The 14411-nt window shown below is 71.7% G+C and carries 16 protein-coding genes; 7 read left to right on the plus strand and 9 right to left on the minus strand.

The annotated features are described in order from the left end of the window. Positions 1-41: 41 nt before the first annotated feature. Positions 42-1754, minus strand: a complete 1713-nt coding sequence (locus ACEXOR_RS11670) for an alpha-glucosidase (RefSeq protein ID WP_374849809.1) — start codon at positions 1752-1754, stop codon at positions 42-44. Positions 1755-1897: 143 nt separating this feature from the next. Between ACEXOR_RS11670 and ACEXOR_RS11675 the strand changes: the two genes are divergently transcribed. Continuing rightward, positions 1898-2797, plus strand: a complete 900-nt coding sequence (locus tag ACEXOR_RS11675; protein WP_374849810.1) for an NAD-dependent epimerase/dehydratase family protein — start codon at positions 1898-1900, stop codon at positions 2795-2797. Here ACEXOR_RS11675 and ACEXOR_RS11680 read toward each other — a convergent pair. Next, positions 2769-3032: a three-helix bundle dimerization domain-containing protein gene (locus tag ACEXOR_RS11680; RefSeq protein WP_374849811.1), complete on the minus strand. Its 264-nt coding sequence runs from the start codon at positions 3030-3032 to the stop codon at positions 2769-2771. The genes ACEXOR_RS11675 and ACEXOR_RS11680 overlap by 29 nt on opposite strands. Before the next feature lie 89 nt (positions 3033-3121). Here ACEXOR_RS11680 and ACEXOR_RS11685 point away from each other — a divergent pair, with 89 nt between their 5' ends. The 4 genes from ACEXOR_RS11685 to ACEXOR_RS11700 all read left to right on the plus strand — a co-directional run bounded on the left by ACEXOR_RS11685 (position 3122) and on the right by ACEXOR_RS11700 (position 5981). Continuing rightward, on the plus strand, positions 3122-3952 hold the full coding sequence (locus ACEXOR_RS11685) for a DUF4397 domain-containing protein (RefSeq protein ID WP_374849812.1): 831 nt from the start codon (positions 3122-3124) through the stop codon (positions 3950-3952). A 71-nt stretch (positions 3953-4023) separates the two neighbouring features. Next, the gene (locus ACEXOR_RS11690; RefSeq protein ID WP_374849813.1) at positions 4024-4653 is read left to right on the plus strand and encodes a class F sortase; all 630 of its coding nucleotides are present in this window, start codon (positions 4024-4026) and stop codon (positions 4651-4653) included. 13 nt (positions 4654-4666) lie between these two features. Next, positions 4667-5248 (plus strand): sigma-70 family RNA polymerase sigma factor, encoded by a 582-nt coding sequence (locus ACEXOR_RS11695; RefSeq protein ID WP_374849814.1) that lies wholly within the window; start codon positions 4667-4669, stop codon positions 5246-5248. Continuing rightward, positions 5235-5981 carry an anti-sigma factor gene (locus tag ACEXOR_RS11700; RefSeq protein WP_374849815.1) on the plus strand — a complete coding sequence of 249 codons (747 nt, stop codon included), beginning with the start codon at positions 5235-5237 and terminating at the stop codon, positions 5979-5981. Before ACEXOR_RS11695 ends, ACEXOR_RS11700 begins: the two co-directional genes overlap by 14 nt. 46 nt (positions 5982-6027) lie before the next feature. Here the strand turns inward: ACEXOR_RS11700 and ACEXOR_RS11705 are convergent, their stop codons facing one another. The 3 genes from ACEXOR_RS11705 to ACEXOR_RS11715 form a co-directional block, all read right to left on the minus strand. Further along, entirely contained in the window at positions 6028-7371 is a 1344-nt protein-coding gene (locus ACEXOR_RS11705) for an ABC transporter substrate-binding protein (protein ID WP_374849816.1), read from the minus strand. 80 nt (positions 7372-7451) lie between these two features. Next, positions 7452-8300 carry a carbohydrate ABC transporter permease gene (locus ACEXOR_RS11710; RefSeq protein WP_374849817.1) on the minus strand — a complete coding sequence of 283 codons (849 nt, stop codon included), beginning with the start codon at positions 8298-8300 and terminating at the stop codon, positions 7452-7454. Further along, positions 8300-9247 (minus strand): carbohydrate ABC transporter permease, encoded by a 948-nt coding sequence (locus tag ACEXOR_RS11715; protein ID WP_374849819.1) that lies wholly within the window; start codon positions 9245-9247, stop codon positions 8300-8302. The genes ACEXOR_RS11710 and ACEXOR_RS11715 overlap by 1 nt, the downstream gene beginning before the upstream one ends. Before the next feature lie 244 nt (positions 9248-9491). On the opposite strand from ACEXOR_RS11715, the gene ACEXOR_RS11720 reads away from it, so the two are divergent. Beyond that, entirely contained in the window at positions 9492-10325 is an 834-nt protein-coding gene (locus ACEXOR_RS11720) for an inositol monophosphatase family protein (protein WP_374849821.1), read from the plus strand. A 6-nt stretch (positions 10326-10331) separates the two neighbouring features. On the opposite strand, the gene ACEXOR_RS11725 is transcribed toward ACEXOR_RS11720, so the two are convergent. Continuing rightward, positions 10332-10988 (minus strand): heme utilization protein, encoded by a 657-nt coding sequence (locus tag ACEXOR_RS11725; protein ID WP_374849822.1) that lies wholly within the window; start codon positions 10986-10988, stop codon positions 10332-10334. A 119-nt stretch (positions 10989-11107) separates the two neighbouring features. Then, positions 11108-12133, minus strand: a complete 1026-nt coding sequence (locus tag ACEXOR_RS11730; RefSeq protein WP_374849823.1) for a LacI family DNA-binding transcriptional regulator — start codon at positions 12131-12133, stop codon at positions 11108-11110. Positions 12134-12191: 58 nt separating this feature from the next. Here ACEXOR_RS11730 and pdxY point away from each other — a divergent pair, with 58 nt between their 5' ends. Continuing rightward, complete coding sequence (gene pdxY / locus ACEXOR_RS11735; RefSeq protein ID WP_374849824.1) at positions 12192-13043, plus strand: pyridoxal kinase PdxY; 852 nt, start codon at positions 12192-12194, stop codon at positions 13041-13043. A gap of 109 nt (positions 13044-13152) precedes the next feature. Here pdxY and ACEXOR_RS11740 read toward each other — a convergent pair whose 3' ends face one another. Both ACEXOR_RS11740 and ACEXOR_RS11745 read right to left on the minus strand, forming a co-directional pair. Then, positions 13153-13470 carry a helix-turn-helix domain-containing protein gene (locus tag ACEXOR_RS11740; RefSeq protein WP_374849826.1) on the minus strand — a complete coding sequence of 106 codons (318 nt, stop codon included), beginning with the start codon at positions 13468-13470 and terminating at the stop codon, positions 13153-13155. A 94-nt stretch (positions 13471-13564) separates the two neighbouring features. Continuing rightward, positions 13565-14317 (minus strand): alpha/beta fold hydrolase, encoded by a 753-nt coding sequence (locus tag ACEXOR_RS11745; RefSeq protein ID WP_374849827.1) that lies wholly within the window; start codon positions 14315-14317, stop codon positions 13565-13567. Between the last annotated feature and the right edge of the window lie 94 nt (positions 14318-14411).

Below are 14411 nucleotides of genomic sequence, written 5' to 3' on the forward strand. Positions count from 1 at the left end.
GTCATCCGATCGGATGGCCCGCCCTTCCGTGTCCGTCGCGTCTACCGGTGGAAGACGTTCGCCTCCCACGGGGCGAGATCGTCGGCCGCCGACGCCGCCTGCCTGAGGTTGCCGAGCAGCAGGGGAGTGCCCTCCCAGTCCGCTGCCCGCGCGTCGCCGAACCGCGGGCTGCGCGGCGTGGACGACAGGTTCGCCAGCACCAGCAGGTGCTCGTCGCCGAGCGATCGTTCGAACGCGAAGATCGCGTCGTCGCCCACGTCGAGCCGCTCGAAGTCGCCACGGGCGATGACGGGCAGCTCGTGACGCAGACGGATGAGCGCGCGGTAGTGCGCGAGCACGGAGTGCTCGTCGCCATCCTGAGCCGCCACCGAGATGCGGTCGTTGCGGGGGTTGACCGCGATCCAGGGCGTGCCGGTGGTGAAGCCGGCCGAGGGCGTGGCGTCCCACTGCACCGGAGTGCGGGCGTTGTCGCGGCTCATCGAGGCCAGGCCGCGAAGGGCCTGCTCGGCACTCACGCCGGACTCCGTCGCCTCGGCGTACCAGTTCAGCGACTCCACGTCGCGGTGGTCGTCGATGCTCGCGAACGGCGCATTGGTCATGCCGATCTCCTCGCCCTGGTACACGTAGGGCGTGCCGCGCTGCAGGTGCAGCATGGTGGCGAGCGCCGTGGCCGAGGCCCGCCAGTGCTCCCCGTCGTCGCCGAAGCGCGACACCGATCGGGCCTGGTCGTGGTTGGCGAGATAGAGGCTGTTCCAGCCCACGTCGGCGAGGGCCTGCTGCCAGCGGGTGAGGTTCGCCGCGAGCTCGCCCGGTTCGAGGCGGCGCGCACCGAACTTGCCGAGCGGGCCGTGATCGAGCCCCACGTGCTCGAACTGGAACACCATGTCGACCTCGCGCCGCGCCGGGTCGGTGAAGAGCACGGCCTCCTCGATGGTGACTCCCGGGGTCTCGCCCACCGTGATGAGCCCCGGCCGCCCGTCGAACACCTCGCGGTGCATCGCCTGCAGGAACTCGTGCAGCCGCGGGCCGCCGGTGTAGTGCGGGGTGCCGTCGCCGTGCCGTGCCCCGGGCGCCACCTCGCCGTCGGGCAGGGCGAGGTTCTTGGAGATGAGGTTGATCACGTCCATCCGGAAGCCGTCGACGCCGCGGTCGAGCCACCACCGCATCATGGAGTGGACGGCCTCGCGCACCTCGGGGTTCTCCCAGTTCAGGTCGGGCTGCTTGCGGTCGAACAGGTGCAGGTAGTACTCGCCCGTGGCGGCGTCGTACTCCCAGGTGGGCCCCGAGAAGAACGACTCCCAGTTGGTGGGCTCGGCGCCGGGGGTTCCGGGTTCGTGGCCCTCGCGGGCGGGCCGCCACCAGTACCAGTCGCGCTTGGGGTTCGACACGCTCGAGCGCGATTCGACGAACCACGGATGCTCGTCGGAGGTGTGGTTCACCACCAGATCCATCACGAGCTTCATGCCCCGCCGGTGCACGTCGGCGAGCAGCTCGTCGAAGTCGTCGAGGGTGCCCATGGCCGGATCGATGTCCTGGTAGTCGCTGATGTCGTAGCCGTTGTCGGCGTGCGGCGACCGGTACACCGGCGACAGCCAGATCACGTCGACCCCGAGGGTCTCCAGGTGATCCAGCCGCTGCCGGATGCCGCGCAGGTCGCCGATCCCGTCGCCGTTCGAGTCCTGGAAGCTGCGCGGGTAGATCTGATAGACCACCGCGCCCTTCCACCAGTCGGGAGTGCTGTCGTCGATGCTCACCCCGGAAACGCTACCGCCCGGGCCCCCAGTCGGGCGCGTCCCGTTTCGCGCCAGGGCGTTGGCGTTGCCGCGGCGGCGTGGGAGGGTTCGGAGGGTCCGCCGACGTCCCGCGTCGGCGACAACCCCCGATGCAAGGAGAACCCATGAAGATCGTCGTCACCGGATCACGCGGCAAGGTCGGCCGGGCCGCCACCCAGGCCCTCGTCGACGCGGGGCACGACGTGCTCGGCGTCGACCTCCTGCGGCCCGTGTTCGACGCCGGAGTGGTGGTGCCCGGCCGTTACCAGATGGCCGACCTCACCGATGCCGGCTCCGCGTTCGCCGTGACGGCCGGTGCCGACGTGGTGGTGCACATCGCCGCCATCCCGCAGCCCACCGGCAACCCCGCCCACGTGGTGATGCAGACCAACCTCATGTCGACCTTCAACATGATCGAGGCCGCCGTGCGCTTCGGGGTGAAGCGCTTCGTGAACGTCTCCAGCGAGAGCATCGTGGGCAACTTCTTCCCCGAGCGGCCGTTCCTACCGCACTACGCGCCGGTCGACGAGGAGCACCCGCTGCTGCCGCAGGATCCGTATGCGCTGTCGAAGCTGTTCGGCGAGCAGCTGATGGATGCGGCGGTGCGGAGATCCGACATCCGCGCCATCTCGCTGCGACCGAGCACCGTGCACAACGAGGACAACTACGAACTGAACCTCGGCCCCCAGGTGCGCGACCCCTCGGTGCTCACCGCGAACCTCTGGAGCTACATCGACGTGGACGACCTCGCCGACGCCATCGTGCTCTCGGCCGAGTCGGAGCTCGAGGGCCACGAGGTGTTCTACATCGCCTCGCCCGACAACGCCGGCGGCCACGACTTCGCCGAGATCCTGAAGCGGTACTACGGCACCAGCATCCCGTTGCGGGAGCTCGACCGGGTAGACGCCTCCGGCATCTCGATCGCGAAGGCCAGGCGGCTGCTCGGGTTCGAGCCGACGCGTTCGTGGTCGGACCATCTCGACACCGACGGCAGGGCTAGGCCTTCTCGGCACCCGACTTCTTGAGCCGCTTCTTCGCGGCGCGCTCCACCAGGATGGCGAGGTAGTCCCGCACCGGGCGTCCGGCGAGCTCGTCGAGCTCGGCCCGGGCGGCCTGCTCGATCTCGGATTTCGGGGTGTTCGGGAACTTCTCCTGCAGGCGCTCCACGACCTGCTGGATGGTGTCTTCGTCGGTCACGTCTTTAGCCATGAGCAGAGTGTCCCACACCGACGTGAACAGGTCGGCGCGAAAAAAGTTCATGAGTGTGCATCCAAACGGGCGGTTCGGGGAGAAGTGGGGGGTGTAAGTCAATTTCCCGCTGCTCCCCGGAGCATCATCAGGAGGTACTCATGCGCAAGACCCTCATCGCCGGCATCGCAGCCGGCGCCCTCGTGACCGTCGGCACAGCACTGCCCGCCGCCGCAGCCGACGGCGACGCGTCGCTGTCGGTGCTGCACGCGGTTCCCGGTGTCACCGTCGACGTCTACGTCAACAACGCGCTCACGCTCGACGACTTCACCCCCGGCACCCTCGCCGGCCCGCTGCCGCTCCCGGCCGGCACGTACTCGGTGGCCATCACGGCCTCGGATGCGGCCGACGCCAGCGCACCGCTGATCGGCCCGATCGACCTGCCTCTGGCCGCCGGCGGCAACTACACCGCCGTGGCCCACCTGAACGCGGCGGGCGACCCCACGGCCACGCTGTTCACCAACGACACCGCCACCCTCGCGGCCGGCGAGGGCCGCCTCACGGTGCGCCACGTGGCTGCCGCCCCGGCGGTCGACGTGCTCGCCGGTGGAGCGCCCGTGATCACGAACCTGTCGAACCCGGCCGAGTCGGTGCTGACCCTTCCGGCCGGCACCGTGTCGGCGGCCGTCGCCGCAACGGGCACCACCACCCCCGTGATCGGCCCGGCCGACGTGAACGTGGCCGAGGGCACGAACACGATCGTCTACGCCTGGGGCAGCCTCGAGGCGGGCAACCTCGCCCTGGCCACGCAGACCATCGACGGCCTGCACTCCACCCCGGGCGGCGTTCCGGCCGGTTCCGCGGGCCTGGTGGCCACCAACCAGCCCGGTGACGCCACCGGCCTGTGGATCGGGGCGGCCGTCCTCGCGCTGATCGCCGCCGCTGCCGGCGCCGTCACCCGCCGTCGCGCCCTGGCGAAGGCCTCGCGCTGATCGGTCGGCACGCCGGGAGCACCGCGGCCGGGGCACTCGCCCCGGCCGCGGCATCCGTCATAGCCTGCGTCGTGCTTCTCTCGGGCTGCGCCGCCGGCGGAGCCGAGTCGTCGCCGGTTCCGCCCGTGTCCAGCCCGGCCGCGACCGCGACGCCCACGCCGACTCCGGATGCCGCGGCCGGCGCCACGCCGCCCGCGGTTCCCGTGCCCGACGTTCCCCGCGCCGATGCGAGTCTCGGCACCCCCACGCCCACGGTTCCGCCCGTGCGCGTTCAGGTGGGCGACCTCGGCATCGACGTCTCGGTGGCCCCGGAGGGCGTCGACGACGCCGGAGCGCTCGCGCTGCCCGACGACCCCGACATCGCCTCCTGGTACAAGTGGGGCCCCTCGCCGTGGAGCGAGGAGGGGACGACCGTGATCGCCTCCCACGTCGACTCCCTGGAGTACGGGCTCGGCCAGTTCGCCCGTCTTCCCGACGCGACCGCGGGCACGGTGGTGACCGTCCAGGCCGCAGACGGACGCGAGGCGCAGTACACCGTGCAGCAGGTGCAGATGGCCGACAAGTCGGGCGTCGACTGGGCGAGCGTGTTCACCCGCGAGGGAGAGGATCGTCTGGTGCTGATCACCTGCGGTGGCGAGTTCGACTACGACACCGGCCACTACCTCAGCAACGTGATCGTGACCGCGGTTCCGGTGCCGTGAGGGCGGGGTGGGTATGCTCGAGGCGACGAAGGCACCGGATGTGACAGTGGCAACCAGAGACGACGACGCGCTGGCGGAAGCCTTCCGCGCGCACGACGAGAGCGCTCTGGCCGAGGTCTACGAACGCTGGTCGGCACTCGTGCACACCCTGGCGCTCCGGTCGCTCGGCGATCCGCGCGACGCCGAGGACGTGACGCAGAAGGTGTTCGTGAACGCCTGGCGCGGCCGCGACCGGTACGACCCCGCCCGGGCCCGGCTGAGCGCCTGGCTCGTGGGCATCACCCGGCACTGCATCGCCGACACCCTCGAGGCCCGCTCCCGATCCCGCCTCGCCGAGGAGTCGCACGTGGCCGAGCGGCCACGCGAGCCTGTCGACGACACCTCGGTGCTGGCCGATCAACTGCTGCTCTCCGACGAGCTCGACCGGCTGGAGGAAGTGCCTCAGCAGGTGATGAGACTCGCCTTCTACGCTGATCTCACGCACGTGCAGATCGCCGAGCACCTGGGCCTTCCGCTCGGAACGGTGAAGAGTCACATCCGTCGAAGCCTGGTTCGGCTCCGAACACGTCTCGAGGTGAACGATGACACATATTGACTCAGACGCGCTCGCGATGATCGCTCTCGGCGACGCTCCCGTGAGCGAGGCCGAGCGCATCCACCTGGCCGGCTGCGTGCCGTGCTCGGAGGAGCTCGCCGAACTGACCCGTGTCGTGGCCCTCGGCCGCGCGGCGCAGGGCCCGGAGCTGGTGCCGCCGCCGGCCGCGGTGTGGGCGCGCATCCGGAGTGAACTGCAGCTCGACGGGGCGCCCGCGGTGGTGCCGGCATCCTCCCACCGCGCTCCCCGCCGCCGCGCGGGGCGGCGATCACGGCTGTGGCTGCCCATCGGCGCGGCGGCCCTGGTGGTGGGCCTGGTGGCCGGAGCCGGTGCCGGCATCTGGTGGCAGGCCACCACGCAACCGGCCACGCAGGCCTCGGGCATCGTGGTGGCCGGCGCGCAGCTGGATCCGTTCCCCTCGTGGCCCGACGCCCGCGGCAGCGCGGTGGTGCAACAGGATGCGGACGGCCGGCGCCAGGTGGTGGTCGACGTCGACCCGGCCACCGACTCCGGGTCGCCGGCGGCCGAGCTGCGCGAGGTGTGGCTGATCAGAACGGATGGCACGGGCCTGATCAGCATCGGCTTCCTCGACGGCACCGAGGGGCGGTTCGACATCCCGCCGGGCATCGACATCGCCCAGTACGCCCTCGTCGACATCTCCGCGGAGACCGACGACGGCGACCCGGGTCACTCCGGCGACTCGATCGTGCGGGGCGAGCTCCGGAGTCTCTGACCGGGCCCGCGCGGGCGGCCGGGCAGCCCCGGCCGCCCGCCTCGGCTCAGCCGAGAGCGGAGTTGTAGGCCGCGATCTGGTCGGCGGCCTTGCTCTCCGCGTCAGCCATGGCCGAGGCCGGGTCGGCGCCCTCCACCACCCGGTCGAAGGCGGAGATGACCGTGGCCCGCACGGTGGGGAAGGCCCCGGTGCGGCAGCCCGCGGTGGCCTGGACGGCCGGCGTGCCGGTGAGCTGGGCGTACATCGCGGCCACGTTCGGGTCGGCGAGGGAGGCCGTTCCGACGGCGGTCGCCGCGGCATCCGTGTTCGAGGCGAGGTAGCCGGTCGCGCTCGCCCAGGCGGCCTGCGTGTCGGCCGAGTGCAGGAACGACGCGAACTCGTACGCGGCCCGCTGTTGCGCATCCGTGTGACCCGCCCCGGAGACCCAGAGGGCGTTTCCGCCGATCACCGCCCCGGCGTCGTGCGACGTCGAGGTGGTGGGGAAGGCGGCGACCACCGACTCCTTCTTCGACGGGTCGGCCGCGGTGTAGGCGCCGGTGGAGGTCATCATCATGCCCACCTTGCCGCTCGCGAACGCCGACACCATGGCGCTGTTGTCGGTGCCCGGGTTGAGCGCGGTTCCGTCGGTGAAGAGCGACTGCAGTGTGCTCAGGAATGAGAGCTGGGTGGGGCTGGTCATCGAGATGCCGTCGACGCGATCGGAGCCGCGCCCGTTGTCGGGGGTGCAGAAGTCCTCGCCGCCCGAGGCCGTGAGCTGCTCGAGCATCCAGGAGTCGGACATGTTCATGGTGAAGCCGTAACCACCGCTGGCGGAGTGGATCTTCTCGGCCCACCGGGCCACCTCGGCCAGGGTGGTGGGCGGGTGGGAGACGTCGAGCCCGGCAGCGGCGACGAGGGCGCGGTCGAGGTAGAGCACCGGCTGCGACACGGCGAAGGGCATGGCGGCGAGATCGCCGTCGGAGTCGGAATAGTACTGGCTGACCGCGGGCGGCAGGCTGTCGACGTCGAAGGACGAGTCGCCGGCGGTGAAGGTCGACACCGGCACGGTCTGCCGGGAGTCGAGCATGAACCCCGTGGCGACGTCGTTCATCATCAGCAGGTCGGGCGTGGAACCCGACTGCACGGCCGCCGTGTACTTCGTCTGCACGTCGGCGTAGGTGCCCTGGAACGAGGAGTCGACGGTGATGCGGCCGTTCTGCTCGGCGTTGAACTGCGCCACCAGGGCGTCGAGCTCGGTGGCGGCCGGTCCGGTCATCTCGTGCCAGAACGAGATCGTCACCGGGGCGTCGGCGGAGGGATCGGAGGCGGGCGCGTCGGCGCTGCAGCCCGCGAGGGCGAGGGCGGCGAGGCCCGCGACGACGGCGAAGGGGAGGGATCGGCGGGAGGGCATGGGCGAGTTCCTGTTCGTGAGGGGTGGTGGGTCGGAGGCGAGGATGGGGGAGGGAATGCGGGGCGGGGCGGTGGCGGGCGTCACTTCAGCGCCCCGGCCGTGAGGCCGAGGGCGAAGAACCGGTGGGCCAGCAGCACCAGCAGCAGCACGGGCAGGGTCACCAGGGCGGCGCCGGCGAGCACCACGCCCACGTCGGCCTGCTCGGCGCTGGAGAGCTGCGCGATGCCCACCTGGATGGTGCGGTTCTCGGGGGAGTTCGTGACGAGCAGCGGCCAGAAGTACCCGTTCCAGGCGGCGGTGGCGCTCACCAGGGTGACCGAGATCAGCGTGGGCCGCACGATCGGCAGCAGCATCGAGCGGATGAACCGGGCGTGCCCCGCGCCGTCGAGCAGAGCGGCCTCGCGGAGCTCGGCCGGGAAGCCGAGGAAGGCCTGCCGGAACAGGAAGATGGCCAGCGCCGACGCCAGGAAGGGCAGGAAGACCGCCGGAAGCGTGTCGATCAGGTGCCACGACGAGACGGTGAGGTAGTTCGCGATGAGCGTGGTCTCGGCCGGGATCATCAGGCTCGACAGCAGCACCAGGAACACGGCCCGGGTGCCGCGCAGCCGGCAGAACACCAGCGCGTAGGCGGCGGCCACTCCGATGCCCACCTGCGCGGCCGTCTGCGCCGCGGTGACGACCAGGCTGTTCACGAACTGCTGCCCGAGCGGCATCACCTGCGCGGCCCGGATGACGTTGTCGAGCGTGAGGTGAACGGGCAGCAGCCCCGCGAGCCCCTGGTCGAGCCACTCGGTGGGCGTGAGCGCCCCCTCGAACACGTAGTAGAGCGGAAAGCACACCACCAGCACGGCGGCGACGAGCCAGGCGTAGAGCAGGGTGCTCCGGATGCGCGAGCGGGTCGAGGCCCGCAGCCGGGTCGTGGCGGGCATCAGTAGTGCACCCGCCGCTCCAGCACCCGGAACTGCACCAGTGAGAGCAGCAGCACCAGCAGGAACAGCACCACCCCCAGAGCGGCGGCGAGCCCGAAGTTCGCGCTGGCCGCACCGAACGCCGTGCGGTAGATGTCGTACACCAGAGTGGTGGTCGCATCCGCCGGCCCGCCCTGGGTGAGGATCTGGATCTGGCCGAAGGTGGTGAGCGCCTCGACGGTGCCCGTGACGACGATGAAGAACAGCGTCGGCGTGACCAGCGGCAGCGAGACCGACCAGAGGGTGCGCGCCGCTCCGGCACCGTCGAGGTGCGCGGCGTCGATCACCTCGGCGTCGATGGCCCCGAAGGCGCCGAGCAGCAGCAGCACCGTGAAGCCGATCGAGCCCCACACCGTCACGGCGATCACGCTCGGCATCGCCCAGTGGGTGTCGGTGAGGAACGGGATCGACTGCCCGCCGAACCGGGTGATGACCGAGTCGACGAGCCCGGTGCCCGGGGTGAGCAGCGCGGCGAACGCCACCGACCCGGCCGAGACCGAGACGGCGATCGGAGAGGTCAGGAGTGCTCGGAAGACCGGCATCCCGCGCAACTTCGTGGTGAGGGGGATGACGATGAGGAGCCCGAGCACGATGCGCCCGGCCACCACGGCCACGCAGAACACGGCGGTGCGGGCCATCGTGGCCGCGAACTCCGGATCGGTGAAGGTGGTCGCGAAGTTCTTCGCGCCCACGAAACCCGCCGGCTGGCCGAAGATGTCGGTGCCCTGCAGGCTCAGCCAGAGCACACGGCCGAGCGGGTAGAACACGAACACGGCGAACACGGCGAGGGCCGGCAGCAGCAGGGCGACGCCGACCCGTCGGTCGGAGCGGAGCCACGAGCGGGTGGTCGGGATGCGGGGCGGGGCGAGGGTCGCCGGTCGCGGCCGTTCGCGGATCGACACTGTCATGAGCTACCTTTCGACGCCTGTAGGGAACGTTCCCTATCGGGAGCGGCTCCACTCTGCGACACGCTGCCGAAGCCGGTCAAGGCGGTTCGGTGTTCGTTCACCAACCCGTTGCCGGGTGGTTGCCGGCCATTCCCCTGGAGGTGGCGGGCGGCTTCTACACCTGGCTTCACGGCCAGGTGTGTTCCACGCCGGATGAATCGACTCCCGGCCCTTCCCGGGCCGCCCCGACCACGCAGGAGAGACCATGACCACCGAGAACGAGTTCGAGCCGGCGTCGCTCCGTGAGCTGGCGGCAGACGCCGCCAGGGCCGCCGTGCCGGCGCTGCTGAATGCCTTCCGCGGCGAGATGGACGTGTCGTTCAAGCGCGACCCGCACGACGTGGTGACCGAGCACGACCGCGCCGCCGAGCGCGTCATCAGCGAGGTGCTGCTCGCCGCCCGGCCCGGCGCCGCCGTGCTGGGGGAGGAGACCGGCAGCTCCGGCGAGGCCCGGCTGCGGTTCATCGTCGACCCGATCGACGGCACGGCGAACTTCGCGCGCGGGCTCGCCTACTGGTGCATCTCGATCGCCGCCGAGGTCGACGGCGAGGTGGTGGCGGGTGTGGTGCTCGACCCGGTGGCCGGCAACCTCTTCGCGGCCGACGACGCGGCCGCAACCCTGAACGGCCGGCCGATACGCTCGGCCTCGGCCGCCGATGCCGGAGCCACCCTGCTGACGAGCTTTCCGACCCACCACGACGTGGAGCTGCTCGGCGAGGAGGCCTTCCAGCTGATCGCCCTGATGACGCGCACCTACCGCCACGTGCACAGCCTGGGCAGCGGCGCCCTCAACCTGGCCCACGTGGCGGCGGGCTGGGCGGATGCGACGATGGGCTTCGACACCAAGCCCTGGGATGTCGCGGCGGGAGCCCTCATCCTCGAGCGGGCCGGCGGGCGGTTCGACGGTTTCGTGGGCGGCGTGGCGGTGCCGCGCCCGCACGAGAGCCTCGACTACGTGGCCTCGGGCGCGGGCGGCGGGCACGAGGTGCTCACCGCCCGCGTGCGCGAGCTGTCGGCCCGGCGGTCGATCGGGCGATAGCTCCCGTCAGGAGGCGCTGAGCCGCCAGGTGTGCACGTGCTCCCAGGTCATCGTCTGCCACCACCGGCCTGTCCAGTCGGGGCTCGCCGTGCGGTACAGCACCACGGTGTGGCCCGCGAATCCGCTCGGCACGGGCACCGCGAGTTCGCGGATGAACTCGCCCACCTCGTCGTGCAGGTCGGGGCGTACGTACAGGTCGTGCGAGGCGAGCGAGAGGTGGGCCCGGAAGGTGGCCGGGTCGAAGCCGTTCGCGGGCGGCGACCCCATCGGCCGGCGGAACGGGGCGACGGTGGCCTCCACCACCGCGGCGAGTCCGTGCAGCTCGTCGTTGACCGTTCCGTCCGGCCGGTGGTCGACGTCGTAGACGTAGCCGATTCCCTGACTCCGGATGCCGGCGTTGTGCACCGCGAACGGCTCCACCCCGGCCAGGGCGTGGGTGAGGGCATCCACCACGTCGCGTTCGGCGAAACCGAAGGGCTGGCTGCCCACGAGGGTGGCGTGCGGGGGGAAGGCGCCCGCCGAGAGCAGGCCGTACTGGGCGCGGAGCTGATCGGTCACCACGGTGACGGCTCGGCAGGTGGGGGCGTCGGGGCGCAGGTAGACGCCGTAGCGGTAGGGGTCGCTGTCGTCGCGGCGGTGTTTCGAGGGGACGCGGTCCGTCATGATGGCTCGTTTCGGGTGAGTGGGTGGGATGAGGATAGGGAACGTTCCCTATGTCGTTCCTCACCGTTCCACTCCCGACCGAAGAACGGGTGACCGCGGGGTGAACGGACGGTGGCGCCCTACACGGCGCCGAGGGTGCGGCCCGGAATCAGCTCGCCGTCGACGGCGCGGTGGCTGGTGCCGGTGCTGCGGCCGTCGATCTGATCGACCACCTCGTCGACCGAGAGCGACCCGATCACGCCGAGCGGCTGACGCCAGGAGGTGAGGCCGAGCAGTTCGCTGAGGTGCGGGGTGACCCCGTCGTACCCGGTCACCGAGATGTCGGCGGGGGCGCTGAGCCCCCGGCGGCGGAGGGCCTCCAGCACGGCCACGGCCCAGGAGTCGCTCGGCGCCATCAGGGCGGTGACCCCGTCGGCGTCCAGGGCGGCCTGCACCAGGGCGTCGACCCCGTCGGCCTCGACGCCGAACTCCTCGGCCGGCAGCGGCAGCACGTCGGCACCGGCCGTGCGCAGCCTCGCGATCATCGCCTGCGTGCGGGCGGCCTGCGTCATCGACGAGGCGGGCTGGAAGGTCATCACGGCGATGCGCCGGTGGCCGAGCGCGAGCACGTGGTCGGCGAGGCCCTCCCCGCCGCCGAACTCGTCGCAGTACACGCTGCTCACCTGGTCGTCGACCTCGGGCCGGCCGGCCACCACCGTCGGAATGCGCCGGGCGAACGGCAGGATGTCGCCGACCGGAAGCGCCCCGCTGCACACGATCAGGCCCTCCACCCGCAGCGACACCAGGGTCTCCAGCGCCCGCCGCTCCTCCGCGATCGAGAACGATCCCGCCCCGGTGGCGGTCACCACGCGATACCCGCTGGCCGACGCGCGCTCCTGGAACGCCGTGAGGAGGTGACCGTAGAACGGCGTGGCGGCATCCCGAACGAACACACCGAGGGTGTGGGTGCGATGAGCCGACATGCCGCGGGCGTTCGCATTGGCCACGTACCCGAGCTCGGCGGCGGCGGCCTGCACCCGGTCGACGGTGGCGGCAGCGACCCCGCCGGCGCCGGAGAGGGCGCGGGAGACGACCGATTTCGACACCCCGGCACGAGCCGCGACATCGTGGATGGTCGGAACCGCCGGTGGCATCGCGTTCTGCACGGCTCCACGCTAGCGGTCGCGGTGACGGAAACCCGGCTCGGAGAGAGAAGATAGTGGGGTGAAGGTTCTTTCGATCCAGTCCGCCGTGGCCTACGGGCACGTCGGCAACTCCGCCGCCGTCTTCCCCCTCCAGCGCATCGGGGCGGAGGTGCTCCCCGTCTACACCGTGAACTTCTCCAACCACACCGGGTACGGCGCGTGGCGTGGGCCGCTGATCTCGCCGGATGACGTGCGCGAGGTGCTCCTGGGCATCGAGGAGCGCGGCATCTTCCCCGAGATCGACGTGGTGCTCTCGGGCTACCAGGGCGGCGTGGGCATCGGCGACGTGATCGTCGACGCGGTGCGGCGCGTGAAGCAGGCGAACCCCTCGGCGGTGTACGCGTGCGACCCGGTGATGGGCAACGCCAAGTCGGGCTGCTTCGTGGCCGACGAGATCCCCGTGCTGCTGCGCGACCGCGTGGTGCCGGTGGCCGACATCATCACGCCGAACCAGTTCGAGCTGGGCTACCTCACCGGCACCGAGCCCGACACCCTCGAGTCGACCCTCGCCTCGGTCGACCTGGCGCGGGCGATGGGCCCGTCGACGGTGCTCGTCACGAGCGTCGAGCGCCCCGACCGCGACCCCGACACCATCGAGATGCTCGTGGCCGACGACTCCGGGGCGTGGCTGGTGACCACGCCGTTCCTGCCGCTGAAGGCCAACGGCTCGGGCGACGTCACGGCGGCGCTGTTCACGGCGCACTACCGGTCGACGGGCGATGCCGCGGCCGCCCTCGAGCGCACGGCGTCGAGCGTGTTCGACCTCATCGACACCACCTACCGCTCGGGCCAGCGCGAGCTGCAGCTCGTGGAGTCGCAGGAGTTCTACGCCCACCCGCGCCTGCAGTTCGCGGCCCGCCAGGTGCGCTGAGCCGGTCCGGCTGCGGTGAGTCGCGCCTACGTGCGACATCGAGGCGCGACTCAGCACTCGGAACAGCAGTTCGACGCGACTCAGCGGATGCCGGGCGGGTGCGCGAGGGTCAGGCGGCGAGCGAGAAGAGGTGGGCCGACGAGGTTGGTGCTGCAGGGTGCTCCGGCGCGGGGCGGAGGCGCTCGGCCACGGCGGTCGTGAGGTCGAGCAGCGACGTGTCGAGCGCCGCGCCGATGGCCTCGAGCATCTCGCTCGAGGGTTCTTTCAGGCCGCGTTCGACCTCGGAGAGGTACTGCGGCGACACGCTGGCCCGGCGCGCGATGCCCCGCAGCGTCTCGCCGCGGGACTGCCGCACCTCGCGCAGCTGCTCGCCCACGAGCTCACGCCAGAGGGGCTTGGGTTCGGGGCGGATGCGCGGAAGGCTCATGTCCCCAGTGAACCGGGCGGCGGCCGGCGGCGCATCCGGTTCCGCTCACAGCAGACGCGGCTCGCCGGCAGACGTGGCTCGCCGGAGACGCAGCTCAGAGCCGCCGCAGCAGCGCCTCGAGCTCGTCGACCACGAGGTCGGGGCGGGTGAGGAAGGGATGGTGCCCCGTCGGCACGTCGATCGACCGGGTCGCCCGCGCCGCATGCCGTCGTTGCAGCCCCACCGAGGTGCTGCGGTCGTCGGTGCACACGACGTAGGTGGAGTCGACGCCCTGCCAGCCGGCCGCGCTCGTGGGTGTGATGAACGCCGCCGCAGCCTGCGGGGTCACCCGCGACCAGGCCGCGCGCCGGGTCGCGGCATCCGCGTCCTGCAGGAACCGCGCCCCGAACGACGCCTCGTCGTGACCCGCCAGTCGCAGCGTGCCGTCGTCGCCGGGTTCGATCGCCACCGGGTCGGTCTCGCCGCTCATGATCGCCGCCTGCGACAGCCCCACCTCGGGCAGGTACGACGACACCAGCACCAGCCCCGCCACCGCTGCGTGGTGCCCGGCCTCGGCGATCACGGTGCCCCCGTAGGAGTGCCCGACGACGATCACCGAGCCCGCCGCGCCCATCTCAGACCCGGCCTCGTCGAGCGCCTCGCGCAGTGCCGCCGCATCCGCCTCGAGCCCGCCCTGCCCGGCCGCGCCCTCGGCCCCGGCCCGGGCCGGAGGAGTGACCTCGCCGCACGACGGCAGCGCCAGGGCCCGACTCCGGATGCCCGTGCGATCCTGCAGCAGCCGGGCAGCGGGCCCCCACCACCACGCGCCGCCGCGCACCAGTGCGCCGTGAACGAAGAGCAGTTCCATCGGGTCCTCCTGCCGTGAGCCGTTCCTCGACGGTAGGGCCCAGCAGCGGCCGCCGGGGCCGGATCCGCTCACGGCCGCCACGGCCGCCACGGCA

Origin of the sequence: Herbiconiux liangxiaofengii (genome assembly GCF_041927335.1) — a bacterium.
Lineage (GTDB): Bacteria > Actinomycetota > Actinomycetes > Actinomycetales > Microbacteriaceae > Herbiconiux > Herbiconiux liangxiaofengii.